Here is a 25,619-nt window from a genome sequence, read left to right on the forward strand (position 1 = left end):
GGTTATGAAACAGACCAAACCAAAGAAAAAGAGTGATTACACCAAGCCGATTGCAATCTCTGCGGCTTTGCATGCGTTGTTGGCGGTGGCACTTATTTGGGGAACCGATTTTACCATGTCAAAGCCAGAGCCTTCTGGTCAGATGGTTCAAGCGGTTGTGATTGACCCCAACTTGGTGCGCCAACAAGCTCAGAAAATTCGTAGTCAACGAGAAGCAGCGGCTAAGAAAGAGCAAGAGCGTTTGGATAAGCTACGTCGCGAAAGTGAGCAGCTTGAGAAAAACCGCAAAGCAGAAGAAGAGCGTATTCGTCAGTTGAAAGAACAGCAGGCTCGTGAAGCGAAAGCAGCACGCGAAGCAGAGAAAGCAAGACAACAGAAAGAAAAAGAACGCCAAGCGGCCGAAGAGCAAGCTCAGAAAGAGCGAGAACGAGCGGCTAAACTGGAAGCCGAGCGTAAAGCGAAAGAAGCAGCCATCGCTAAAGCAGAGCAAGAACGTGTTGCACGTGAAAAAGCAGCAAAAGAAGCAGAAGAAAAAGCTCGTCGTCAACGTGAGGCGGCTGAAAAAGCCGAGAAACAACGTATAGCGAAAGAGAAAGCCGCCAAAGAAGCAGCTGAAAAAGCCCGCAAAGAAAAAGAGCGTTTAGAGCGCTTAAAGCGCGAACGTAAAGAGCAAGAAGCCGCTTTAGATAATATCTTTTCCGGATTGGAAACAGAAGCAGCGCAAAATAGCTCAGCAAGACAGCAACATGTGACCAGTGAAGCTGAACGATACGGCGCTATTTACACTCAGCTAATCCAACAGAACCTGTTACTGGAGGATAGCTTTAGGGAAAGCTTTGTCGGGTTAATCTGCGCCTGATCCCAACAGGTGCTGGCGCCATTGTCGGTGATTTAAGTGTACTTGATGGCGATAGTCGTTTGTGCTCTGCGACAAAGCGCGCCGTCGCTCAGGTGGGCAGCTTTCCATTACCCCAAGAGAAAGATGTCATTAACAGGCTAAAGAATATCAATTTAACCGTAGAACCTAAATCATAAGGAAAAGCTTGTGTTTAAGCGACTAGTATTAGGATGTTTGCTCACAGTGATGAGCGTGTTTCAGGTAGCTAATGCGGCACTGGAACTTGTGATTACAGACGGCATTGACTCTGCACGTCCAATCGCTATCATCCCATTTAAATGGGAAGGTTCAACCCAGTTACCTCATGATGTGTCAGCCATTATCGCCTCGGACTTACAGCGTAGTGGTAAATTCAGCCCAGTTGCGACCAGTAAAATGCCGCAAACGCCTTACAGTGAAAGGGAAATCGACTTTGATGCTTGGACGGGGTTAGGTGTTGATGCGCTACTCACAGGCACCATTTCGCAAAATGCGGAAGGGAATTATGTCATCAACTACCAGTTGGTGGATGTGATTCGAGGCCAGCTGACTCAAGGACAAAGCAAAGCATTAAGTACTGATGGTCAACTTGTGTTGTCTAAAGACCACGTGCTTTTTAGCAAACGTGCAACCGTTCCTGGAGAGCGTATGCGTGAATATGCTCACCGAATTTCAGATTTAGTATACAAAGAACTCACTGGCGAGCGTGGTGCCTTTTTGACTCGTATTGCTTACGTTGTGGTGAATGACGAAGACAGTTATCCATATCAGCTGCGTGTAGCCGATTACGATGGTTATAATGAACGCTTGGTCTTGCGATCTAAACAGCCCTTGATGTCTCCTGCTTGGTCACCAGATGGTAAGAAGTTGGCGTATGTGAGTTTCCAAAATGGGCAAGCCGAAATCTACATCATGAACATCTACACGGGTGAGCGTGAAAAACTAACGTCATACCCTCGTCATAATGGTGCGCCACGATTCTCTCCTGATGGTAATAAACTTGCCTTAGTGTTATCGAAAACAGGTAGCCTACAAGTTTATACATTAGATCTCAAAACCCGTAAGTTGACGCAAATAACACGCGGTAGATCAAATAATACGGAACCATTCTGGCATCCTGATGGTAAATCATTAATCTTTACCTCGGATCGGGGTGGTAAACCTCAAATTTATCAAGTAGATTTGGCAAGTGGTTCTACCAACCGCCTGACCTGGCAGGGTCGTCAGAACTTAGGTGGGCAGATCACGCCTGATGGACGATTCCTAGTAATGGTCAATCGTACTAATTCGGGTTTCAATCTGGCGAAGCAAGATCTTGAAACGGGTGCCGTTCAGGTTCTGACCAAAACTTTGCTGGATGAGTCACCGAGTATCGCGCCAAATGGCGGTATGGTTATTTATAGCTCGATCTATAACAAAGCCAATGTATTATCAATGGTTTCAATAGATGGACGCTTTAAAGCTCGATTACCGGCAACAAACGGTCGAGTTCGTGCTCCGGCATGGTCCCCGTTTTTGTAGCAAGTAATAAGTATCAAAAAGTAAGGAAAATATAACAATGCAACTAAACAAAGTTCTTAAAGGGCTATTGATTGCGCTACCAGTTCTAGCAGTTACAGCATGTAGTTCAAGCGATGATGCAGCGAACGCTTCTGGTTCTGAAACTAACCAATCAACGTCTGGTTCTGCTAACGGCGTTGATACCACTGTAGTTTCACCAATCGGTGAGAACGGCCAACTTTCTGAGCAAGAGCTTAAAGAGCAGGCACTTCGTGAGTCTCAAACAATTTACTTCGCGTTTGACAACGCAACCATCGCTAGTGACTACGAAAAAATACTTGCTGCACACGCGGCTTACCTAAGCAAGAACCCAGCACTTAAAGTGACGATTGAAGGTCACGCTGATGAGCGTGGTACTCCAGAGTACAACATCGCGCTTGGTGAGCGTCGTGCAGCTGCAGTTGCTAAGTACCTGCAAGCACTAGGTGTTCAAGCGGATCAAATCTCAATCGTGAGCTACGGTGAAGAAAAACCTCTACTGCTAGGTCAATCTGAAGATGTATACGCTAAGAACCGTCGTGCGGTTCTAGTATACTAATCAAGGAAAACCTTATGTTCAGTAACCTTAAGCGCGTAGTTACGCTTACGTTACTGGCAAGTGCAGCGAACTTTGTGTTCGCTGCACCAGCTCCAGTATCTGATATCAGTGGCAGCAACCCTGTGCCGTCCTCCTCAGCCGCTCCGGCTAATGAAACCGAAGTTCAACGTCTTGAGCGTTTGCTACAAAATCGCAATCGTGTTCAGTTGCAGATGCAGCAACAGCTCGACGAAATGGCGTTGGAAATTAGCGATCTTCGTGGTCAGCTAGAAAAGAATAATTACGACATGCAGCAGATGCTGCAGCGTCAGCGCGAATTGTTTATCGAACTTGATAAACTTCGCAGCCAAGTCAACAGCACGCCAGTCGCAGCTACGACACCAACGGATGATAAGGCTAAGTCAGCAGGCAAGTTCAGTACCAACGCTGATGAACAAACCGCTTATCAGGACGCCGTCGATCTGATCCTTAAAAAGAGAGATTACGCGGGGGCAATTGCCGCTTTCCAGCAGTTCCAGAAAGATTTTCCTGATTCAATATTTGCGCCAAACGCCCACTATTGGTTGGGGCAACTCTATTTTGCTGACAAGCAAGACAAAGAGGCTGTGAAAAGTTTTGCCGCTGTCGTGTCTTACAAAGACTCAAACAAGCGTGCTGACGCGTTAGTGAAACTTGGTGACATTTCGCAACGTAACAACAATACAGCACAAGCGAAAAAATACTATCAGCAGGTCATTGATGACTATCCCGATAGTGCTTCTGCAAAACTGGCAGCAGAACGTCTCAAATAATAGTTAAGGGAGTGCATTGCCACTCCTTTTTTTATCACTTTTGCTTTCAGGGTGTAAGCGATAAGTAATTGTGACGGAAACTGGCATCTTGAACTAGGTTGAGGTTACAATACCCGGATTACTGGAAGTTGCGTAGAGCAAGAGCAATGAGCCACATTTTAGATACAATCGAAACCGTTTACCCATTCCCTCCAAAACCAACACCGCTGACAGACGAACAAAAACAAGCGCACATAAAAAATATTAAAGCGCTGTTAAAAGAGAAAGACGCGGTATTGATCGCCCATTACTACACTGATCCTGAAATTCAGGCCCTAGCTGAAGAAACGGGGGGATTTGTTGGTGATTCACTTGAAATGGCTAAGTTTGGTAACCGACACCCTGCGAGTACACTCATCATAGGTGGTGTACGTTTTATGGGTGAGTCTGCCAAGATTTTAACGCCTGAAAAACGCATTCTGATGCCCACACTTGAAGCTGAGTGCTCGCTAGATTTAGGCTGTCCTGCGGACAAATTCACAGAATTCTGTGATGCGCATCCTGATCATACCGTGGTGGTTTACGCCAATACTTCGGCAGCGGTTAAAGCACGCGCAGATTGGGTCGTGACCTCAAGTATCGCATTGGACATCGTCGAGCATTTAGATGCAGAAGACAAACCGATTATTTGGGGACCTGACCGCCATCTAGGCTCGTACATTGCTAACCAAACAGGCGCAGATATGTTGCTGTGGCAGGGAGAGTGTGTTGTTCATGACGAGTTCTCAGCTGATGCACTCCGTAAGATGAAAGGCCTCTATCCTGAAGCTGCGATTTTGGTCCACCCTGAATCACCAGCCAGTGTTGTCGAATTGGCAGATGCTGTGGGTTCCACCAGCCAACTGATCAAAGCAGCCAAAGAACTGCCGCAGAAAAAAATGATTGTTGCGACCGACAAAGGCATCTTTTTCAAGATGCAGCAATTAGTGCCAGAGAAAGAGCTAATTGAAGCGCCCACGGCTGGTGCCGGTGCAACTTGTCGAAGCTGTGCTCATTGTCCGTGGATGGCGATGAATGGGCTTAAAGCGATCGAGAGCGCACTGCGAGATGGTGGTGAGCAGCATGAGATTTTTGTTGATGAAGCGCTTCGTGTTAAGTCTTTAATCCCCCTCAACCGCATGCTAGATTTTGCTGAACAGCTCAACATCAAAGTGAAAGGCAACACTTAACGCTTTTCCCAAAAAAGCCAGCTTAACTAAGCTGGCTTTTTTGTCTTTGCATTGTCTTAACTGAATAGCCAGTAACTCACTGGATCATCTGGACATTGGTAAGGTCCGCATTCGAAAAACGTAGAAATCACGTTCAGGGCGACCACTGACAAGGCCAGTAGGCAAACCAGACGCCCCAGTTTGCTCATTTCATATGACTCGTTGTTCCATGCTTGATTCCAAAGCATCATTAAGACCGCCACCGCCAGAATCGTTGCAGCGAACAAAACAAACGCCCAAGTGTAATAGTGCATGCCGAAAATTGCACTGCCATATCCTGGAGTACCGGGAATGACATGCAGTGAGACTTGTCGCAACGCGGTTGCCGCCCCAAACAAAGCACCTATCAGAACCACACCATAGTGACGCTGTTGAACACCGTACTTAATGTTGAGCATAAAGCCAAACATGACCATGGCAAAGCCAATGCGCTGCAGCAAGCAAAGCGGGCAGGGGAGTTCATTGAGCGCAAACTGAAGAACAAAGCCGATCAGCAAGACGAATGTCATACCAAAAAGGCCGAGAATATTGAGTCTAATGATTTGATTTTGGTTCATCGTGCTGCCTCCTTACAACAATATTGAAAGAGCATCGTTCGCATGGTGGTTAAACCAATACAGACCGAGTATTACCGAAGTGGCAAACAGGATATAGCCAAGTGATTTTTTGCCGCAGAATGCCAACAGCATCGCGGCAAAAAGCACCAAAAAAATGAAAGACATCATGTGAAAACCCTTACTTTCTTATCTGAGTGATGGCGAGTTTAGTACTCGTCTATCGTTAAGATAGACTTGGGGTCGGTTGGATTCGATAGCTAAACGCAAAACCTAAGATTGCAAAAAGTCAGGTATTAAAACCTTAGGATCTTACGTCTTGTACTATCAGCCTGATTTTACGAGCATTATAGTGATGAGTTATTCAGATTGAGCATGGCTTTGAGCGACAGAGTTGGCTCATCGGTCCTGAGTAAGTTAGTCTTGAAAGAATATTGATAGTAATCAGTCGAGTAAGTAGAAAATGTCAGTTTGGTTGGTATTCAAAAAGTGGCTGGGCGTACGTTTGTTCCAGCTAAGCAATCGCAACTTGATCCTATTGCTTTTCGTTTACATTGCCATGTCTTGGCTAGCGTTGGCAGCCAGTGGGGAAAGCGAGCTGACTCAAGATGTATCGACCTTTATTTACTACCTCATGGTAACAGCTTCGACTGTCGGTTATGGCGACTATTCCCCTGTTACCCCAGTTGGAAAATGGGTAGTGATTTTGTTTGTTATACCGGGTGGCTTAACCTTATTTGCCGCTTTAGTTGGCCGATTAGCGTCAGCGTCAGTGGATTACTGGCGCGCAGGAATATTAGGAAAACGGAGAGTTGGTGTGGAAAATCATATTCTGCTTTTAGGTTGGAATGGTCAGCGAACCATGCATCTCATTCGCATGCTTCAGCACGAGGAAGAGGGTAAACGGCCTATCGTATTGTGTAGTCGTTCAGACATTGAAAACCCTTTGCCCGGAGAAATCGGTTTTGTCAAAGTCACCAGTTATACTGACGAGCAGGAGATGGAAAAGGCATCGATCACACAGGCAAGTTGTATCGTGGTGGATAACTTGGAAGATGATATTACCTTGTCAGCGGCGCTTTACTCAGCCAACGTCAACCCAAATGCGCACTTACTAGCTTATTTCAAAGATGAAGCGTTGAGCCGATTGTTAAATCAACATTGCCCGAACGCAGAATGTATTCCTGCTGTTGGTGCAGAAATGTTGGCCAAAGCCGCAGTAGACCCAGGATCTAGTGCACTCCATCAGGAGCTACTCGCATCAACGCGAGGGATGACTCAGTATTCCACCATTTATCCAGAGAGTGCAGCGCCTACGGATGTGCAGTCTATTTTTGTCTATATTAAACGCGCTTATCAAGCCACATTGATCGCCATTGATACAGGAAGCGGCATAGAGCTTAACCCAGATTTAGACACAGCGATTCCTGCAGGGGCGAAGCTTTTTTACATTGCCGATGAGCGCATAGACCGCATTGATTGGCAAAGTATGCCTACCTAGCGAACGGTTTTTTAGCCAAAATTCTCATTATTTATGTGTTAAGTTTCTTAACGTAGAGACCTGTCTTTTTATTTCTATATATTTTTTCTTTATTTATTGATTTTATAAAATTATTGATTAGTGTGTCGCAGAGTATTTGCACTATCAATAATAAAGGAAAAATAATATGCAAAAAACGTTAGTGGCTTTTGCAGTGAGCATGTTGATGCCAATGGTTTCAAGTGCTCAAGAGCCAACGGGTTCGTTGAATGAGGTAAACACACGTATCATCAATGGTTCAGTGGCTAACGAATCAAGCTGGCCATTTATGACGGCCCTAATTTATCGTTCATCCAGTGCCGCCAGTGGCCGTTTCTGTGGAGCTAGTTTTATTGGTGGTAGGTATGTTTTAACCGCAGCACATTGTGTGGACGACAAAGAAGCAAGCGAAATTGATGTTTCGATTGGTATTCATGATCTAACCAATGAAGCGACTCAGGGCCAACGTGTTGAAGTACGTGCTAAATACATACATCCAGATTTCAACTCCTCAACTGTCGTGAACGATATCGCTATTCTAGAGTTAGTCGATGATGTCACAGCAAGTCAAGTAACACTGGCTTCTGCAACTGAAGTGAACAGCTTGTCTGTAGGTCAAAGTTTAACGGTCATGGGCTGGGGTAACCAAAGCACTTCTGGTTACGTTTATCCAACACAGCTCCATCAAGTGGAGTTACCTTACGTTGATCGAGGTACCTGTCAGAATCTAGGCGGAGGTTATATGACTGTTGGCAGCGATGCGATATGTGCGGGCTATGCAGCAGGGGGAAAAGATTCTTGTGATGGCGATAGCGGTGGTCCATTGGTCGTTAATGACGGCGGTACCTATAAACAAGTTGGTGTTGTAAGTTGGGGTAACGAGTGTGCTCAGGCGAACGCTTATGGTGTTTATGCCAACGTTGGCTACTTTAATAATAATGGTTGGATCAACAAGAAAACGGCTAACGTTAGCTATACTCAGGACATCAGGCTTAGTAGTAAAAGTGGCGAGTATTCCTACAACTTGCCAATCCGAAATTACGGAGCAGAAGCGTTTGATGTGACGAATATTACCACGCCATCTGGTGTGGCTGTGGTGTCGAACAATTGTACTACCACTCTCAATCAAGGCGACTCGTGTTCTATAGATATTAAAGTGGACGCTTCTACCGTTTACGCTGCATCCAATCGTGCCACAATGACGGTGGCAACGGATCATAGTGTAGCCGGAGAGTTAGATATGCATATCGTATATAGCTATGGTAATACAGAGTCATATCAAAATGGCGATAGCGGTGGCTCATCATCTTACGGCTTAATACTGCTCGCTTTGTTTGGCTTCGTGAGCAGAATGAAAGAGAGAAAAAATGTTTAAATGGTGTGCCAACCTGCTGCTCGTTTTTTCAGGGCTAGGTTTGACGGCGTGTCACTCAACGTCGAGTAATGCAAATGAAGCGGATCTTGTGGTGCCTCTTGAAAGCCATAAGATTAATGCTGATCGGATAGTCTTCAATGCGGTTTCGACAGGGTGCAGTACAGGTGAAGACTTTAAGATCCGAGTGGATAGCGAGGGCGCCCAACAGGCGACAATCTCAGTCGTTCGAATCAAGCTAGACCCTTGTAAACGAATGGCGGCTTATGAAGCCTTTGAACTGCCTTTATTGGATTCGATAAAAGGTAAGCGGATCTCGGTCAATAACCCGATTGGTGAAGCGATTCGTAAGTAAGTAAAAAGCCGGCTCAGAGCCGGCTTTATCATTATTCCGCTTCCACTAACATGGAACCGCGCATTGCGAGGCCGCACAGCATAGTCGGAATCGCATCAAATATCTCTTCAAACTGCTCTAAGCCTTCAATGCCTTGTTCTGCAAGCGTCGCGATGGACGTCTCTGGGTCATAGAGCATACTCAAAGAGAGCAATACACCACCGAGCAACGCGCTGTCTTCGCTTGACTCCGGCATGATGGTTTCCCAATCATCTCTGGCGAGCTGCCAACCTTGAAGCACACCTTCACAGAAATCACGAGTCGCCTGATTAACGATATCGGCCTCATCTAGTGCACACTCGCTAGGCCATGCCCACTGGTTGTCCAAAAGAGCAGGACGGTATTCATTCCACATCGCAATGATCAATTCGATGTAAGTCTCTAACTGCTCGCCATCTGAGAATGGCGCCACTTCTTCGCCTCCCCATAGAAATGGAAGCCATTCTTCTGGTGGCAGCACATTCGGCGCAGCCGCCATTGCTGTAACGAATCCTTGAGTCTTAGGCTCGTTGATAAGTCGGTTTTCAAGTTCTGGCTGAGAAAGGATTTCTTGTAGTGTCAAAGTGAATACCAAAGTGGGGTAATGGAAATTGAGCTAATACTAACAGCCAAAACGAGACATAAAAAGGTGGCAGCGTGCGGATATTCGCTATAATTGAGTTTAAACGGACAAAATTCAAAGGCTTATGGAAATTCGTTCCTCCCTCAAAAGAAAGAGCTTTATAGCGCTTGCTGTGTACATGGCATTTGTCATCGCAGTGATAGGTACGGTGAGCTATCTTGTGGTTGAGCCTCCCGTGCGAGAGCAGCTCGAAAAGAACCTTGACCTAAGAACACAAATCATTGCCGCCGAAATCAGAGAGCCTCTGAACAGTTCGCTGGGGATTTTGCAGAGTGTTGTCAGCATCGGTAATACCCATGAGCCGCAGGGCCATCAGGCCGAGATGCTGTTTGAGTTATTTTCGGTCGTGGATGGGGTTGCGGTAAGTGGTGGGTTGTGGCCAATCCCTTATTCAATCGAGCAAGGTAAAGCGTATAAAAGCCTATTTTTCAATCGAGCCAGTGATGGACAAGTAGACCAAGTGTTCTCTTGGGATAACCCAGAGTCAGGTGGCTATGACCAGGAGTCATGGTATACCTCAGTGATTGGCAAGCCAATGGGCACGGTTTCTTGGTCGCAGGTCTATATTGATCCTTTTACCCATGTTCAGATGATCACTGCGTCTTCCCCTTACTATGTGGATAGCGCTTTCGCCGGCGTCGCCACCATCGACATCTCTCTAGAAAGCTTGGTGGGGTTTGTGCGCAAACATGCCGAAGAGTATGAACTGGGCGTGGTACTAAGAGACTCTTACGGCGACGTGATCACCGAACACAATTTTCAAGTGGTCGAAGATATCTACAGTAGCAGCGCCGAATTTGGTGACTTCAAATGGTATATTGATGTCGTCAACGCTAACCGTTTGGTGACGGAGGAGGTCTATGACTTAGTGTCGAAAGTCGAAGCAGGGATTATCCCTATCATGCTCGCGTGTGTGATGCTGGGTTACTTTCTCATCAACCGTTTCCTGATCTCACCGATCATCATTATTGCTCAGAAAGTGGATGCTTCGATCGAAGGTGGCATTATCGATATGCGTTATCGGAGTCAGGACGAAATTAAACACCTCATTGATACCTTCAACCAAAAAACCGTCTACCTTGAAGCTGAGAAGCAGAAAGCTCAGGCTTCAACAAAGGCCAAAAGTGCGTTTCTTGCTACCTTGTCCCATGAGATTCGAACACCAATGAATGGGGTACTCGGTACGGCGCAGATCCTCCTGAAAACCGACATGACGGAAGAGCAGAAAAAGCATATGAAAACCTTGTATGAATCGGGTGATCATATGATGACACTGCTGAACGAAATCCTCGACTTCTCAAAAATTGAGCAAGGCCATCTGGAGCTAGAGAACAACCCATTCCCACTCGAAGCCATTATAGGCAGTATCAATAGTGTTTACTTTACCCTCTGTTCAGAAAAAGGACTGCAATTCAAAGTTTACTCGGAAGTACCAGCGGATCGTTGGTATATGTCGGACAAGGCGCGCCTGCGCCAGATACTGTTCAACTTACTCAACAATGCGGTCAAATTTACCTCACGTGGCTACGTTGAGGTTTACCTTAAAGAGATAGAAAAACGAGGCCAAAACTACCTAGAGATCAAAGTGCGTGATACTGGTATTGGTATCGCCAAAGAAGCGCAGCAGAAAATCTTCAAACCTTTTGAGCAGGCCGAGTCTTCGACTACGCGACGTTTTGGAGGTACAGGCCTAGGGTTAGCCATCGTCAAGCAATTATGTGGTCTAATGAAGGGGAGCGTGACTTTAACCAGTGAATTAGGTATCGGCACCAGTTTCGATGTATTGGTTGCAATGGATCGATGTGAGCCTCATAGCCAAGATATTCAAGAGCACATCAAACTCAACTACAGCGGCTTAAAAGCTCTAATTGTTGAAGACAACAGAACCAACGCCATCATTATCAATACTTTTATGACCAACAAGGGGTTTGAATGTGATGTGGTTGAAAACGGCGAGCTGTCTATTCATGCGATCGCCAACGAGGAATACGATTTAGTCTTGATGGACAACCATATGCCAGTCATGGATGGTGTGGAGGCGACAACCGCCATTCGCTCTATGCCTAGCTCGAAATCGAGAATTTTGATCTTAGGCTGCACTGCAGATGTCTTTAGAGAAACACGCGAGCGCATGCTGGGTGTTGGCGTTGATTACATCGTCTCAAAACCCATAGATGAGAACGAGTTAGATGATGCGCTTTACCGATATTCGGAGCGTCTTTATCAATACAAACCCGCGTTATTGAAAAGCTTGAGGAGAGAAGAAACAGAAGAAATTGAGTCATTACTACTGACGTTTAATATGGCGGTAGAGAATGGCAAGTTAGAAGAAGCGCAAGCGCATTTTCAAGCTTTGAAAAATATCACTGCCGACATTGAAGACAACCACTTAACGGAAAACTTCGATGCTATTCAACTCAAGCTTTCGTCGGGTGAGGCGCCGTCTCAAGCGGATTTGGATGTATTAACGGTGTTACTAAAGGACTTTTGTAAGTAAATTACACTCAAATGGCTGATTTTTGAACTTATCTGGTATTTTTAGTGAATTAATCTAATTTTTCTACTAAATACGGTTACTAATTTACCTTCGTGGTTCAAATTTGAAATCTAAAACTAAAAAATTAATGAAATAATAGCCTTATATTTTGGTTATTAACCTTAAAGCCAGTTTATATGACTGGCTTTTTGTTTTTTATTTGAATTTTTATACTGGAGTTATAGATGAAATCGCGTGGGCCGTTTTGTATTCGCAATGCCGCTGCAGATACTTTTGCAATGGTAGTCTTCTGTTTCATTTCAGGCATGATCATTGAAGTGTTTATTTCCGGAATGACATTCGAGCAATCGCTGGCTTCACGAACCCTTTCTATTCCAGTAAACATTGCTATTGCATGGCCATATGGAATGTTTAGAGACTTGATGCTGCGACAAGGCGAACGCATTTCATCGAGCGGTTTAACAAAGAACATCGCGGATTTACTGGCCTATGTGCTATTCCAATCACCCGTATACGCGGCCATTTTGTTTGTTGTTGGCGCCTCGTCTGATCAAATCGTCACGGCTGTCGCATCAAACGCTGTGATTTCGTGTGGGATGGGCGTTCTTTACGGTTATTTTCTTGATATGTGCCGCAAGTGGTTTAAGGTGCCGGGATACTGCCAACAAGCGTGATATTGCGGGAAATCTGGCCGAATTAGCCATTAAGTAATCAAACGACCAATGCGTGAGGTTTTTTTTTTCTCAATGGACTTGACCTAACCCAATAGAATCATTAAATTAGCGCCTCGTTGGTTCATAACACCAACCACAATTTGATTCGGTGAGTTGTCCGAGTGGCTGAAGGAGCACGCCTGGAAAGTGTGTATACGGCAACGTATCGAGAGTTCGAATCTCTCACTCACCGCCACATTCTTAAAAAAAGACGTCCTAGGACGTCTTTTTTTATGTCTAAAGATAATACATCAAACCGAAATTCCGAGGTTGAGTCGAGCTCAATGTGATATTCCTTCAGGCAATCTTTGCACTGACTTTGCTTTAAACTCATGCACTTAGTAAACTCCCGGCTCATATTGATGACCTAAAGGAAGTATGGTTGTGTCGAGTCAAATAGAGAAGCCGTCACCGACGTCGTCAGCGCGAGTTATCACGCCACCCATCATAGGGGCGTCGACATGCTCGAAGTAATCGTGTTCGTTGTTCTAGGCGCTGCTTATCTCTTTGTAGAGGGCAGTGACACATCCTTAAAGGAAGCGCTTATTGCGATGGCATTCTATGGGCTCTACTTGATTGTCTATCTACTCATAGAGCCGTTCCCTGCTATGACTTCTAAGTATATGGGCCAACTTTATGGTTTACTTCCGGCACTATCCTTTGGTGCCATATTGTTTCCGCATTTTAATCAGCATTCTCCTGAAGTTGTCACCAAAGCCATTGGTTGGGTCGGATTAACGACCGCGTTCATAATTCTTTGTTATTTTAAGTGGTTAGTGTGGTGATTGAGGATGCTCTCTAGGGTGAGTCGCTATGTTGTTTAAAATCATAAATACCTTAAGGTCAGCAATGCATTGTTGGTTTTTTAATATGACCAACAAGGTGCGCACGCTCACGTTGAGTGATGTGGAATTTGATAGCCAAAGTGGTGAAATCGTCACTTATACCTCGGGCTACAAGAACATTATTATCCCTGAACGTTTGGGCGGATCTCCAGTAAACGCAATAGGGAGCAAAGCCTTTTGCTCGAAAAAAATAACCCTTTTGGTCATGCCAGATACTCTGACTACCATAGGAGAGAGCGCGTTCTCGTTCAATCACCTCACCACGGTGATTTTTCCCAAATCGGTTTGTTCGATAGGAGAGTTTGCCTTTTCAAACAATGGGCTGACGAGTATTTCACTCCCGCAAGGGCTGACAAAAATCTATGGTGCGGCATTTGCAATGAACGAGCTACCACAAGTAGAGATCCCGAACTCAGTGGAACATATCGGCGATTTTGCATTTGAAGGCAACCTATTAAAGACCCTTACTCTACCAAATTCTGTGACGTTTATTGATGAAGGAGCTTTTGCGGATAACGCGCTAGAATCGGTTGTGATGTCCGAGTCGGTCACTCATATCGGTAATGGGGCCTTTGTCTGCAATCAGTTGGTCAATGTGGTGGTTCCACAGTCCATCGTGTCCCTTGACGAGTATGCTTTTGATGCTGGAGTAAAGGTCACCGTGGGTTAGCGGCTTATTATTCGCTATTTCGCGCGCCCTCTTGACCATGTCATGATGTAACTGACAAACCAATACATTCAAGGCCAAACGGGCTTGGCATCAATCGTATTGTTGACAGGCCCGCACAGTGTAACAAGCAAACAAACTAGATTGTTAAGTGACTTCGACTACGGGTAATGGGTTACCTACTATTTCGTGGTCGGGCGAAAAAGGGAAAATAATTTCAATCGTGATACCGTTCGGATCGTCGAGAAAGATCTGATGTTCATTGATTTGTGGGATCACGCGTTCACGAAAAGGGATTTTAAGGTCCGTCAAGTGCTGTTGAGTTGAGGAGAGGTGTAGCCCTTTGAAGGAAATGTGATCGATGGCCCCTGAACCTGATTGACCGTCTTTGCCCCCTAAATAATCCACCAATGCTTCGGGGATATGTCCCTCGGGGAGAGACACCAAATGCAAAATAGGGTGCCCATCATTGTCGTACAGCCAAGCGCCCGGGAAGGCAAACTGTGGGCGAGGGCCGCGCTGCAGTCCAATAGACTGTTCAAAGAACCGTATGGTCATATCCAGATGAGCGGTTCTGATGGTAAAGTGATCGATGGCCTTTATACGCATGTGACTACCTCATTCCTGAAGAGAAAACGTATGTGTCACAATACGTGACCGATGAGGGTAAAGAGAAGAGCAGCCAATCTAAAAACACTATTCGTCCAAGCCGAATAATCCATACCCGACCTGCCAACAAACACGTTATCGCTTCGCCGACCCCATGCCTGGTACGTTATTACTCGCTTACAATGTCATGATATGACTGACAAACCGATACAGTAACAACAAAAGTGCTGTGGAATAATACTCAGCAACGGCCGAAGAGATACGAAATCTTACGGGCTGAACTCCACTCATTCAAAGGTACTTTATATGAAAAAGTTGTTGTGTATTTTAGGTGTGATGTCTTTGGCAGGTTGTTCAGGGATCACTCACAATGAGGAAGTGTATACCGCCCATGCTGAAAGCTTTAACATTGTTGGTCTACAAATTCCGGGTAACACTCAAGACCGTGCTATGGAATTAGTGCCAGAAGGCGCGACGGTTGAGACTATTCAAGCGACAAACTCAGATACAGACTCTGTATTGGGTATTATCAATCGCATTATCGGTATTGATTACGTTCAAGTTGCCGGCAAAAAACAGTAATGCATGACGGCCAGTTGAAGAATAAGGTGACCTTGTTCTGCCATCGGCTACCATCCGTGTTGTGGTCGGCAAACGGCGAATATTGACTTAAGTCGACGCTCGGCATGCTTTGGCGACGATCCATTATCGGTTTGAAGGGATCGTTGCCGATTGCCATGATTCACTAGTCATGACTGTTAACCTTAGCCTCAGCTTGAGCCCGCTAGTGTGTTATGTTTCATCATTTGGCTAAACCACCTCGTCTTTGCCCCCCTATAGATCTTGAACCCCATCATGATGCCTCAGATGAGTGCGGATAGCTGCAGGCGGCTCTCCCGTTCGCCCCTGAGACTTTACTATTTGGCTGAGCTGAATAGTCAATTCAAATTTAACTCCATTATCAAACTTAATCTAATCAATATACTGGCTCCATGATAATCAGGTCGGCTGGCGTTTGTGAGCAATCACCCCCAGTGACCACGACTTAACTGAGGAACCAATGATGAGCAAACTGTTTGATGCGACGCAACTGAAACAACTGGATCTGCAAAACCGTGTCGTGATGGCACCCATGACCCGAGCGCGCACCAGCCAACCGGGTAATATTCCTAACTCAATGATGGCAACCTATTACCAGCAACGCGCGACCGCGGGCTTAATTATCTCTGAAGCGACACAGATTTCTGACGATTCGCAAGGCTACTCCTTCACTCCGGGCGTTTACACTGATGAACAAGTGGCGGGTTGGAAAACCGTCACTCAAACAGCCAAACAACAGGGCACAGTCATGTTTTGTCAGCTATGGCATGTGGGTCGAGTCTCGCACCCAAGTTTTCAAAATGGCGAGCAACCTATCGCGCCATCGGCCCTCAAACCTCTAGATACTCAAGTGTGGATCGCTGACGAGAATGGCAACGGTAATATGGTGGATTGTGTTGAGCCAAGAGCCATGTCTCAGGCGGATATTGACCGAGTGGTGAACGATTTTGCTTACGCGGCAAAGCGTGCGATTGAAGCAGGTTTTGATGGCGTTGAAATCCACGGTGGTAACGGTTACTTGATTGATCAGTTCCTGCGCACAAACTCCAATCACAGAACTGATCAATACGGCGGCACTCAGGCAAACCGCATGCGCTTTTTATTGGAGGTGGTCGATGCCGTGAGCGACGCGATTGGTAGCGACAAAGTTGGAGTGCGACTGGCACCTTTCATTACATTTAAGGACATGGACTGCCCAGAAATTGTCGCAACGATTCTACAGGCGTCGCAGCAGCTTCAAGCTCGCGATATTGCCTACTTACACCTGTCGGAAGCCGATTGGGATGACGCACCAGTGATCCCCGAAAGTTTTAGACAACAGCTGCGCAGCTACTTCACCAACACCATCATTGTCGCGGGCAGTTATACCCAGCAACGTGCCGAGACGGTACTCGAAAAAGGCTATGCCGATTTAGTCGCGTTCGGGCGTCCGTTCGTCTCCAATCCAGATTTGGTTTCACGTCTAAAGCATCAACAGCCTCTGCAGGAGCTGGATGGCGCGACACTGTTCGGTGGTGATGAACGTGGGTATACCGATTACCCCGAGTATACCGATTACCCCGAGTATGGCTAGCGCCACAAGACGTCAATGAGGCGACTTTTAAATAAAACAGGAAAGGACAACAATAGAATCGCAAAGCGATGCCAATTCAGCGCTAGCAGATACGCGGCGCTGAATGGTGGATCATACATAGACCTAGTGCGCTACCGCACTCTCCTTGCGGGCTCACTATTATAAGCACGATGAAGGCGTGAAATAAGTTGGTCAGAGTCAGAGTCAGAGAAGAGAGTGGATGCAATTTGACAAACACGAATACCTGGCGACCATGAATTCATCACAGCAGCCCCCTAAAGGAGCTGGTGAAGCTTTAATTTACCCCTCTTTTCAGAATCTTAAAGGCAAAATGAACTTAAATGATTCGTGGTGTTCAAAAGGTACAGATTTTCACTTTTTATATTAATTTCAAGGGATTGAGATGAGCCTTATTCGGATAATTCTATTAATACCGCTGTTTATTGTTGGTGCCGCCAAAGCGTCTTCCACCAGCCATGTTATCGAGCGACCAGATGGCTCTTCATTAACTTACTACCTCACCAGAACGACGCAAAATCCGAGTGATACCTTGTTGGTCATTATGCAGGGTTCTGACTGCAATAGCGTCTCCCATAACACGAGGATTAACGATCTGTTTTCTCAAACGCTGCCAGAGGCTGATTTACTCACGGTAGAGAAATACGGGCTAAACCAAGCGATCAGATGGAATCCCGATGGCGATAGCCCCGATTGCCCGACAGCCTACATTCAAAAGGACTCACCGACACAGCGTGCGGCAGACTACCAGCAAGTGCTCGAAAAGCTCGAGAATAATTATGAGCACATTATTGTGCTTGGCGGGAGTGAAGGGGCCGTGGTTGCTGCCATGGTCGCGTCACAAGTTCCATCGGTTGATAGCTTAGTGTCTTTGAACGCTGGTGGACGCTTTTTCGTCGATGATGTTCTCTACAATATGGAGCAAACCATGCCTCCGGAAGCTTTTATGGAAGCAAAAAATGGTTTCTTGGGTTTCAGCAGGCCGTGGTGAGCGCTGAAACGATGGACATCAATATGAGCTCCCATGGCTTTGCTTGGTGGAAAGAGGTGCTGACGTTAGACCAAAGGGCGATACTGGAACGCGTCAGTGCTGACACGCTGATTTTGCAATCGGAGCGAGACATTAACGTTTCACCTGAGCAGTCAATACGACAAGCAGAGCAGCTGATGCAGTCACGTTCGAACGTGTCGTTTATGCTACTCGCTGGTTTGGATCACGCCTTTAAAAACCAGCGAGGAGAAAGTGAGGCATCAAGCGTTATCAAACAGATTCAAGCATGGCTGGAGTAAATCTAGCTAGCACAGTGCAATGACATACCATCAAGGGGCGTGATACTCTGCGCCTTAATACCTTTTTATTCAAGGAGATAAGGTTGTTCGATTTGCTCAAGAAAGTGGTTTTGATTAATCTCACTGCGGCGCTTGCTGTGGTAGTACTAGCCCAGTTTGTTCCTTTTTTTGCGACCACTCAGTTGGTCGATTTTCTGTTCTTTGTTGTCATCGTAATATGGATCTTAGCCAAACTGATGTGGGAAGGGGGATCCACAGCAAGACGACGCGGCTAGATGATGCCAAAACCGATAAAGTCTACAAAATGGTTCAAGGGCATGATTTCGAGAAAGATCAACGTGAGCATTATCGTGCCAACTATCAAACCGGTTTGGTGTTGTTTATCGCTGGCCTACCTGCTTTGGTCGCTTGTCTCGTCCTTCAGTGGCTATAAGCCTCAGCTCAACCATAGCGTCAACCACGTTTATGATGCTCTGTGTATTCGGTTTGCTTTGAGTGTAGTGCCTGCGGCACAATGGCACCGATGAGTTAACCGCGTGACTCACCATTCAACGCGGTGTTTGGTCTATGAAGGCAAATAAAGAAAATGGAAAGTGCAAACAACTCAGTCCGCCAAAGAGCGGACGAAATTAAACAGTACCAGTGCAAAAATCTTATTGCAGTATTAGAAAACCCGATGGACGTGAAAAATATTGGCTCGGTAATACGCAATGCCAATGCCTTGGGGGTTGAAAAAATCTATGTGGTAGACAGCCGCAGATCACTACCCGATGATTGGCAAGAAATCAGAGAACGCAAATCCCTTTCTAAGATATCGGTCTCCGCCTCTAAATGGACGTTTGTAAAACGTTTTGATAGCACAGAAGCGTGCTTAGAGCACCTTGAAAAAAATAGATTCACCTCGCTGGTTACCTCTCCGCATGTGAAAGGAAAAAACAACTTTGTTTTACATGAAGCCGATTACACACAGACGAGATTGGCTGTCTGGTTTGGCAATGAGTCCCGTGGTGTTAGTGATCTCGTGGTAGAGAGAAGCGAAGCTTGTATATCAATCCCAATGTTTGGCATGATCGAGAGTCTCAATCTGGCTACGACGACAGGTATTGTACTGTACGAGGTGACGAAACAACGTAGAGAATATCAAGCTAAATACAAGCGCGCGATTCGAAAGAAAACCTAAACGAATCATAGAGGCATCTTGGTTGCTCAACCGTTAAGCGTGAATGTTTGAAGCGGTTACCTAATCACCGCGTGACTCACCATTCAACGCGGTGTTTGGCACTCAAGCTGATGTAAAATCTTGACACTGTTCCTTATGGTTTCAGCGCTTTCGCCTGTCATATAAGTGGTGGTAATGGCGCCTTCTTTTAGTAAGCAGATGGCATTGAGCAACGCTTCTGAACCCTCACTTAACTTACTTTGTATCAACTGGCGCACTTCCGCTTTGTGGAAACGACAATAGCGCGATATCTCACTGTTCGCGTCATGGAACTCAGCTGAAGTATTAATAAAGAAACACCCATTGAATTTGCTTAATTCTGGCTCTGCACTGTTAAACCAGCTTTCTAAAGACGCAAATAGGGTGTCGATCAATTCGCGGTTGTTGGCCGTATTTTCAAGCTTCGACTCTAGCCATTGCATAAAGGTTCTGTGCCTTTTCTCCAATGCCTTAAGTATTAATTCTTCTTTGCTGCTGAAGTGGCTGTATAACGTCTTTTTCGCCACACCAGAAACCTTAATGACTTCATTGACCCCAATGGAATGAATGCCGTGTTGGTAAAACAGCTCTAACGCTGTGCTTAATAGTAAGTCTCGCTTCTTGCTCATAAAGACGCCTCAAAATCTAACCGATGTATATTGACAGGGGTAGACCGATCTGTCTACCATAAAAAAGTAGACAAGTCGGTCTGCTTTTGTGAGGTGTTTATGAATCAGTATGTATCGGCATTAATTGCCGGTGTTGGAGCAGCCGTTACTCTTGGTCTTCTTTTGATGGCGCAAACGAATATGGAAAGTACAGTGTTGGTGATGGCACCATTTGGAGCGACAGCTGTCCTTGTGTTTGGATTGCCACAGAGCCCGCTTGCTCAGCCGAAAAATGTCATTTTTGGTCATTTGATCACTGCAAGTATTGGTATCCTGTTCTCTCAGTATGTGGGGGCTTCTGCTGTCAGTTTGTCGATGGCAACGGGGCTCGGTATCACCTGCATGTTAGTGTCTAAAACTACCCATCCGCCAGCAGGAGCCAACCCACTTTTAATTATGTTGGCAGGCCATGGTTGGTCATTTTTAGTGACCCCGGTGTTGATTGGTACCATCGTGATAGTGTTGATGGGCAAAGGACTGCAAAAAGTTCAACAATACCCCTTTAAACCCGAATCCTAACCAAGCGTTGGCGTGATCACGGACGCCTGGATTTGACGGGTTAAATAGGTGTTAACTTTAGCGGGATGTGCGAGTTCAAACGGACAATATTGGTGGCCTTCTACCGACCACCTATCCAAAGAGATATACTCATCAGCGTTGGCAGCCTATGCAGCGGGAAAGAGAGTATCAGTTATCTACACCGATGAATGTAACTTGAAGTCAAAAAGGTTGACTCATTTGATCGTGAAGGATTAATAGAGCAACCGTTCAAAGAACAGGCCACCAACACGTTATAATTTGGTTTTGCTATGGTCGGGTTTTCGTTCGAGGTGGTAATTTGAGCACAGCGTTCAGGTTAAACTCAGAAATCTTCCACCGTTGGTTGTGACAACGAATAACTTGACACAATGACAACAGGCTTACATCATGTAAGCCTGTTGTCATTATTGTCGAGGTTAACATGAAAAAGGTTGTTCATTTAGCGGTTTATGATGGTATTTCTGACTGGGAATACGGTTATGTTGTGGCACATCTCAACTCTCCTGAGTTTCAAAAACATCCCCAGACTTACGAAATCAAAACCGTAGGCCGAAGCGCAGAACCGATCAAAACCAAAGGCGGCATCACCCTATTGCCTGATATGGTGCTTAACGAGCTGAACTATGACCAAAGTGCAATGCTGATCTTGGCGGGATCCGAGAGTGCTGCCACTGGAGGAATCGATGACTTCGTCAACAAGGCAAAGAGCTTTGTCGAGCATGGCATCTGTGTTGCTGCTATCTGTGGGGCGACGGCGGCCTTAGCCAGAAATGGCTTGTTAGACGATGTGGCACATACCAGTAATGCTAAAGAGTTTCTAGCCATGACAGGTTATGCTGGAAGCCATCACTATGTTGAAACTCCGGCCGTTTCAAGCGAATACATCATTACTGCCAGTGGTATTGAGCCTGTGGCTTTTGCCGTAGAAATATTCCGCAAGCTTGAAATCTATTCAGACGATATGCTGAATGCTTGGATAAAGCTGTTTGGGGAAAAAGATCTGGCTGGCTTTTATGAGTTAATGGAGTCCAACGCCCAATGAGCGAAGCCAAACAGCACCTTAGTACACTCGCTCTGTCAGTATTTTCTTTACATGGTCACTTTTTATCCATTGCTGAAAGTATTGCCACTCAGGCTGGGCTTACTGCTACTCGCTGGCAGGTACTGGGGGCCGTTGGCGACTCTGCGTTGACACAAGCCGAGATTGCGCGGCAAATGGGCATAACGCGCCAAAGTGTGCAAAGAACCAGCAAGCAGCTTATTGACGAAGGGTTACTTGAAACATTGGCCAACCCGTTGCATCGAAAAGCCATGCTCCTACAGCCGACACAAGAAGGACATAACGCGTTAGCTAAGCTGACACCGTTTCATAGCGCTTATGCGCAACAGCTTGTAGATGAATTAGGAGAAGATAAGCTGGCTAAAATGGCACAAGTCGCGTCTGAGCTGTCGGCAGCCATGGATAAGCTAAAAACCATTTAGCTAGGGTGGGAAAATTACAGCAGGTGGTTGTCATTATCGCTATCAAAACAAAAAGACGTCCGATGATGTCTTTTTCGTTTCTAGACGTACTCACAGCAACAGTTTAGCGACAAGAGTGCGAGCAACGTATAAGCTTTTGGTGCCTGTTCCTAAGTGACTGTGTTTAACACCTTCGTAAGGTAAATCAATACAATTAATTGGTATATCTATTAATAATTAAGATGTTTAAAGTATGACTAAGTGGATTGCTATTTTATTAGTTGTGATTGTATTTCTTGATAATTAATGTCCCAGCATTCTTAAAAACAATCACATTTCAGACACTTGGAAATAAAACGTTAATTGATGGCTCAGAGCTTACATTAACGGCAAGGAAGCAACACACATCGACATAGTCGTATGTGCCACAAGAACTCGTCAGGAAGAGGGCAAAAGAGCCTTGGCTTCTTATCATCACATCCCCAACCATGTATTAAATAGCGCAAAAATAACATGGTTATTAGACCAAAGAATACACATGAAGAGTCGTTTCGATATTTGAAATGTCCTGATCATGGATTTGCACTATGTCACAATCCGACACGTTATCATCAACTAATCGACATGGTGACATTCATAGTATTCATGAAATTTATACCATTCACTTTATTTATTTATTTATTTATTTGTTTTGTTGAATTTATTTTATTGGTGTCATGAGTGGTTATGTAATGAATTCGCATAATCACTAGCCAAGCCAAATGAGACGAACACAATGAAATGTCGATCGATGCTATCTATACCAAGGCCTAACAAGGAACTGCGCGGTTATCGAAGATGCCGAACAAGTGAATCATAATTGCACTCAGTGATAGTGGGGTACCAACAGCGTAGACCCATCTTTGGACTGAAAAAATTAATGAAATGGCCTGAATTTCTTGTCTGTTTATTCGTATTACGAATAGTTTTTATGTGTCAAAAGAATTGGAATTAATAAAAAAAGATCATTGATAATAATATCCGATATCCATACGAAGAATGATTTCCAAGGAAATTATAAGTATTTAAAATACCAATAATGAGGAGAAAGATAAATGTCAACAACTGCGGATTATGACTCAATAGGAAAGCTATTTGGCGAATTTACTAAATCAGCAGCGCAGCGCGAGATTGAAGTTCGAACAATAATGTCGATGGTGGGAAATGTTGATGGGCTGGACGTATTAGATGCGGCATGTGGTTATGGCTTCTTTGCGAATAGATTTTATCAGATGGGGGCGAGAAAAGTAGTTGGCATCGATATCTCTGAAACCATGATTGAGTTGGCTCAAGGGTATGCAGATACCAATCAACGCGATATTACCTATCATGTACGCAATGCGGCAGAAATGGAGAAGTTAGGTGAATTCGACCTAGTTAATGCAGCGTGGCTTTTTAACTATGCGAACTCACTTGAACAGCTTAAAGCGATGTTTAAAAACGTTGCCAATAACTTAAAGCCGGGCTGTAAACTTGTCGCGTATACAGTGGATCCTAATTTTTCTCTTAGTGAAGGTAACTTTGACCGTTACGGGGTTAATGTCAAAACGGAGGAGGTGTGGCAGCAAGGCTATAAACACACGGCAGAGTTCGTCACGACGCCACCGAGCCCATTTACTTTCTTCCGCTGGAGCCAGTCCGATTATGAGCAGGCGATCAAAGAAGCGGGATTTAGCGACTTTTACTGGCAAAAGCCATTACTTCAAGAACAAGATGTTGCTAATCGTCCTGAAGGCTTTTGGGATACCTTCCAAAGTAACTGCCTGCAGACGGGTTTAGTTTGTATTTTATAGTGTGGAAATAGAGTGATGAAGTACGAAGTAGATTATTACTCGCCGACACTAAGTGCTACGGCTTGTCCTGAAATGACCGATAGAGAACTCCTTGGTTATCCAGAACATTTCACCCCATTGCGTGAGTTTGTTTTTAACGAGGAAATTCGTTCACTATTAAAGGATAAAACACCTCAGCAACTGGCGGAAATCCTAGAAAGCAAAGATGCTGCCATTGACGTTCGATATTTTGCTGGTCAACACCTTTGTTACCAGGGTGACTCACGACTGGATACGTTCAATCCTGAAATGTGTGACGTCCCCGGTGGCAAGGTTTCTGTTGGGCTTGATGAGCAGCAAGTTGATCAGGTTATGGATGACTGTGAGCACCTCAAACTTGAGAGAATATGGATAGAGAAAGAAACCCCTCGCCATTCAATTTCTCTGCGTGATTTTCGCATCGGAAAATACCCAATTACTAACCAAGAGTACAAAGCGTTTCTTTGCGACACTGAAGAGCAACGCATCCCTAAGCATTGGTTTTTAGGCCGGTATCCGCAAGAGTGCGCAAATCACCCGGTGACGGGAATTAGTGTTGAAGATACGGAAAGTTATATTCAATGGCTCAATCGAAAAACAGGCCGTGAGTTTCGCTTACCGACGGAATTTGAATGGGAATATGCGGCAGCAGGCCCAAACAATTATCAGTATCCCTGGGGCAATGAGTTCCTAGCTGACCACTGTAACACGGCAGAATTTGGGGTGCTGACCACAACACCTGTCGGCTTGTTTAGTCACGCGGCTTCCCCGTTTGGTTGTATGGACATGGCAGGCAATGTTGAAGAGTTTGTTGCTGATGACTATGCCCCCTATCCGGGCGCTGATTTTATTGAAGACGATCTCGTTACCAAATTAGGTTGCCACCGAATTGCGCGTGGTGGCAGTTTTTCACGCTTTAGAGACTTAACTAGAAATACCCGCCGCCACGGAGCCTTTCCAAAGGATATCTACGTGATGGGATTTAGATTGGCAGAGGATGCATAACAATGAATACGAATAAACTTGAAGTAAAAACGTCAGTGCTTATCCCAATGGGAAGTGAAAACAAAAAAGGTCTTTTTCATTCGTTCTCAGGCGAAAAGTGGAATGAAGAACACTTTGCGGTGGTATTTGGTGAGCTAGCCGCAGACACAGTGCCTGTCATTCGCATTCATTCTGAATGTTTGACTGGTGATGTTTTTGCGTCACAACGTTGTGATTGTGGACCCCAACTTAATGAAGCGGTGGAAAAAATCAGCCAAGAGGGTGGTGTATTGCTTTATCTTCGCCAAGAAGGGCGAGGTATTGGGCTTTACTCAAAGTTTGATGCTTACCGCCTCCAAGATATGGGCTTGGACACATTTGAGGCAAATACTCACCTCCAATTGCCTGAAGACGATCGTGATTTTTCCGATGCAGTAAGAATGCTGGAAGCGCTCAATGTTTCGCAGTGTCGAGTGATCACTAATAACCCTGAAAAGGTGGCAACACTCAAAGCGTTAGGGATCGACGTGATTGAGGTTATCCCTTCAGGTATCTATCTAACAGAGCACAATCACAAATATCTAAAATCAAAAGCCGATAAAAAAAATCACTCCATCGCGCTGTAAACATAA

General features: G+C 45.3%; 25 protein-coding genes, 1 tRNA gene and 3 pseudogenes. 24 read left to right on the forward strand and 5 right to left on the reverse strand.

The features are described from left to right. Positions 1–4 precede the first annotated feature (4 nt). The 5 genes and pseudogenes from tolA to nadA all read left to right on the forward strand — a co-directional run bounded on the left by tolA (position 5) and on the right by nadA (position 4,974). A pseudogene (tolA, locus tag KW548_07665) lies at positions 5–1,035 on the forward strand (cell envelope integrity protein TolA). 10 nt (positions 1,036–1,045) lie between these two features. Next, a complete protein-coding gene (tolB, locus tag KW548_07670) occupies positions 1,046–2,398 on the forward strand; it encodes a Tol-Pal system beta propeller repeat protein TolB (protein QXX07818.1) in 1,353 nt (450 codons plus the stop codon). A gap of 37 nt (positions 2,399–2,435) precedes the next feature. Then, positions 2,436–2,975 carry a peptidoglycan-associated lipoprotein Pal gene (gene pal / locus KW548_07675; protein ID QXX07819.1) on the forward strand — a complete coding sequence of 180 codons (540 nt, stop codon included), beginning with the start codon at positions 2,436–2,438 and terminating at the stop codon, positions 2,973–2,975. A 14-nt stretch (positions 2,976–2,989) separates the two neighbouring features. After that, on the forward strand, positions 2,990–3,766 hold the full coding sequence (gene ybgF / locus KW548_07680; GenBank protein QXX07820.1) for a tol-pal system protein YbgF: 777 nt from the start codon (positions 2,990–2,992) through the stop codon (positions 3,764–3,766). 146 nt (positions 3,767–3,912) lie between these two features. Then, positions 3,913–4,974, forward strand: coding sequence for a quinolinate synthase NadA (gene nadA / locus KW548_07685; protein QXX07821.1), 1,062 nt, complete (start codon positions 3,913–3,915; stop codon positions 4,972–4,974). 56 nt (positions 4,975–5,030) lie between these two features. Here nadA and KW548_07690 read toward each other — a convergent pair whose 3' ends face one another. Then, entirely contained in the window at positions 5,031–5,570 is a 540-nt protein-coding gene (locus KW548_07690; GenBank protein QXX07822.1) for a disulfide bond formation protein B, read from the reverse strand. Positions 5,571–5,582: 12 nt separating this feature from the next. Beyond that, complete coding sequence (locus KW548_07695; protein QXX07823.1) at positions 5,583–5,738, reverse strand: hypothetical protein; 156 nt, start codon at positions 5,736–5,738, stop codon at positions 5,583–5,585. Between the two features lie 292 nt (positions 5,739–6,030). On the opposite strand from KW548_07695, the gene KW548_07700 reads away from it, so the two are divergent. The 3 genes from KW548_07700 (at position 6,031) to KW548_07710 (ending at position 8,813) form a co-directional block, all read left to right on the forward strand. Next, a complete protein-coding gene (locus KW548_07700) occupies positions 6,031–7,068 on the forward strand; it encodes a potassium channel family protein (protein QXX07824.1) in 1,038 nt (345 codons plus the stop codon). 166 nt (positions 7,069–7,234) lie between these two features. Further along, the gene (locus KW548_07705) at positions 7,235–8,461 is read left to right on the forward strand and encodes a serine protease (GenBank protein QXX07825.1); all 1,227 of its coding nucleotides are present in this window, start codon (positions 7,235–7,237) and stop codon (positions 8,459–8,461) included. After that, the gene (locus KW548_07710) at positions 8,454–8,813 is read left to right on the forward strand and encodes a hypothetical protein (protein ID QXX07826.1); all 360 of its coding nucleotides are present in this window, start codon (positions 8,454–8,456) and stop codon (positions 8,811–8,813) included. The genes KW548_07705 and KW548_07710 overlap by 8 nt, the downstream gene beginning before the upstream one ends. 31 nt (positions 8,814–8,844) lie before the next feature. On the opposite strand, the gene KW548_07715 is transcribed toward KW548_07710, so the two are convergent. Next, a complete protein-coding gene (locus tag KW548_07715; GenBank protein ID QXX07827.1) occupies positions 8,845–9,414 on the reverse strand; it encodes a UPF0149 family protein in 570 nt (189 codons plus the stop codon). 124 nt (positions 9,415–9,538) lie between these two features. Between KW548_07715 and KW548_07720 the strand changes: the two genes are divergently transcribed. The 5 genes from KW548_07720 (at position 9,539) to KW548_07740 (ending at position 14,199) form a co-directional block, all read left to right on the forward strand. Beyond that, positions 9,539–11,971 carry a response regulator gene (locus tag KW548_07720; protein QXX07828.1) on the forward strand — a complete coding sequence of 811 codons (2,433 nt, stop codon included), beginning with the start codon at positions 9,539–9,541 and terminating at the stop codon, positions 11,969–11,971. Between the two features lie 224 nt (positions 11,972–12,195). Next, positions 12,196–12,645, forward strand: a complete 450-nt coding sequence (locus KW548_07725; GenBank protein QXX07829.1) for an L-alanine exporter AlaE — start codon at positions 12,196–12,198, stop codon at positions 12,643–12,645. 147 nt (positions 12,646–12,792) lie between these two features. Then, positions 12,793–12,880 (forward strand) — tRNA-Ser (locus tag KW548_07730). A 265-nt stretch (positions 12,881–13,145) separates the two neighbouring features. Further along, positions 13,146–13,469: a hypothetical protein gene (locus tag KW548_07735; GenBank protein QXX07830.1), complete on the forward strand. Its 324-nt coding sequence runs from the start codon at positions 13,146–13,148 to the stop codon at positions 13,467–13,469. Between the two features lie 85 nt (positions 13,470–13,554). Beyond that, entirely contained in the window at positions 13,555–14,199 is a 645-nt protein-coding gene (locus tag KW548_07740) for a leucine-rich repeat domain-containing protein (GenBank protein ID QXX07831.1), read from the forward strand. A 144-nt stretch (positions 14,200–14,343) separates the two neighbouring features. Here KW548_07740 and KW548_07745 read toward each other — a convergent pair whose 3' ends face one another. Continuing rightward, complete coding sequence (locus KW548_07745) at positions 14,344–14,805, reverse strand: VOC family protein (GenBank protein ID QXX07832.1); 462 nt, start codon at positions 14,803–14,805, stop codon at positions 14,344–14,346. A 306-nt stretch (positions 14,806–15,111) separates the two neighbouring features. On the opposite strand from KW548_07745, the gene KW548_07750 reads away from it, so the two are divergent. From KW548_07750 to KW548_07770, 5 genes and pseudogenes are all read left to right on the forward strand, one after another. After that, a complete protein-coding gene (locus KW548_07750; protein ID QXX07833.1) occupies positions 15,112–15,387 on the forward strand; it encodes a hypothetical protein in 276 nt (91 codons plus the stop codon). A 481-nt stretch (positions 15,388–15,868) separates the two neighbouring features. Then, positions 15,869–16,978: an alkene reductase gene (locus KW548_07755; protein ID QXX08004.1), complete on the forward strand. Its 1,110-nt coding sequence runs from the start codon at positions 15,869–15,871 to the stop codon at positions 16,976–16,978. A gap of 403 nt (positions 16,979–17,381) precedes the next feature. Beyond that, positions 17,382–18,286: pseudogene (locus KW548_07760) on the forward strand (alpha/beta hydrolase). 83 nt (positions 18,287–18,369) lie between these two features. Continuing rightward, positions 18,370–18,719 (forward strand): annotated as a pseudogene (locus KW548_07765) (hypothetical protein). Between the two features lie 153 nt (positions 18,720–18,872). Then, positions 18,873–19,466 (forward strand): RNA methyltransferase, encoded by a 594-nt coding sequence (locus KW548_07770; GenBank protein ID QXX07834.1) that lies wholly within the window; start codon positions 18,873–18,875, stop codon positions 19,464–19,466. An 83-nt stretch (positions 19,467–19,549) separates the two neighbouring features. Here KW548_07770 and KW548_07775 read toward each other — a convergent pair whose 3' ends face one another. After that, entirely contained in the window at positions 19,550–20,113 is a 564-nt protein-coding gene (locus KW548_07775) for a TetR/AcrR family transcriptional regulator (GenBank protein QXX07835.1), read from the reverse strand. 99 nt (positions 20,114–20,212) lie between these two features. Here KW548_07775 and KW548_07780 point away from each other — a divergent pair, with 99 nt between their 5' ends. The 6 genes from KW548_07780 to KW548_07805 all read left to right on the forward strand — a co-directional run bounded on the left by KW548_07780 (position 20,213) and on the right by KW548_07805 (position 25,613). Continuing rightward, positions 20,213–20,671: an HPP family protein gene (locus tag KW548_07780; GenBank protein QXX07836.1), complete on the forward strand. Its 459-nt coding sequence runs from the start codon at positions 20,213–20,215 to the stop codon at positions 20,669–20,671. A gap of 442 nt (positions 20,672–21,113) precedes the next feature. Then, entirely contained in the window at positions 21,114–21,734 is a 621-nt protein-coding gene (locus KW548_07785) for a DJ-1/PfpI family protein (protein ID QXX07837.1), read from the forward strand. Then, positions 21,731–22,174, forward strand: a complete 444-nt coding sequence (locus KW548_07790; GenBank protein ID QXX07838.1) for a MarR family transcriptional regulator — start codon at positions 21,731–21,733, stop codon at positions 22,172–22,174. Before KW548_07785 ends, KW548_07790 begins: the two co-directional genes overlap by 4 nt. A 1,073-nt stretch (positions 22,175–23,247) precedes the next feature. After that, entirely contained in the window at positions 23,248–23,985 is a 738-nt protein-coding gene (locus KW548_07795) for a class I SAM-dependent methyltransferase (protein ID QXX07839.1), read from the forward strand. Positions 23,986–24,000: 15 nt separating this feature from the next. Beyond that, a complete protein-coding gene (locus tag KW548_07800) occupies positions 24,001–25,008 on the forward strand; it encodes a formylglycine-generating enzyme family protein (protein QXX07840.1) in 1,008 nt (335 codons plus the stop codon). Positions 25,009–25,055: 47 nt separating this feature from the next. Further along, positions 25,056–25,613, forward strand: a complete 558-nt coding sequence (locus KW548_07805) for a GTP cyclohydrolase II (GenBank protein ID QXX08005.1) — start codon at positions 25,056–25,058, stop codon at positions 25,611–25,613. The last annotated feature ends 6 nt before the right edge of the window (positions 25,614–25,619 follow it).

It is taken from the genome of Vibrio neptunius, from assembly GCA_019339365.1.
Classification (GTDB): Bacteria; Pseudomonadota; Gammaproteobacteria; order Enterobacterales; family Vibrionaceae; genus Vibrio; species Vibrio neptunius.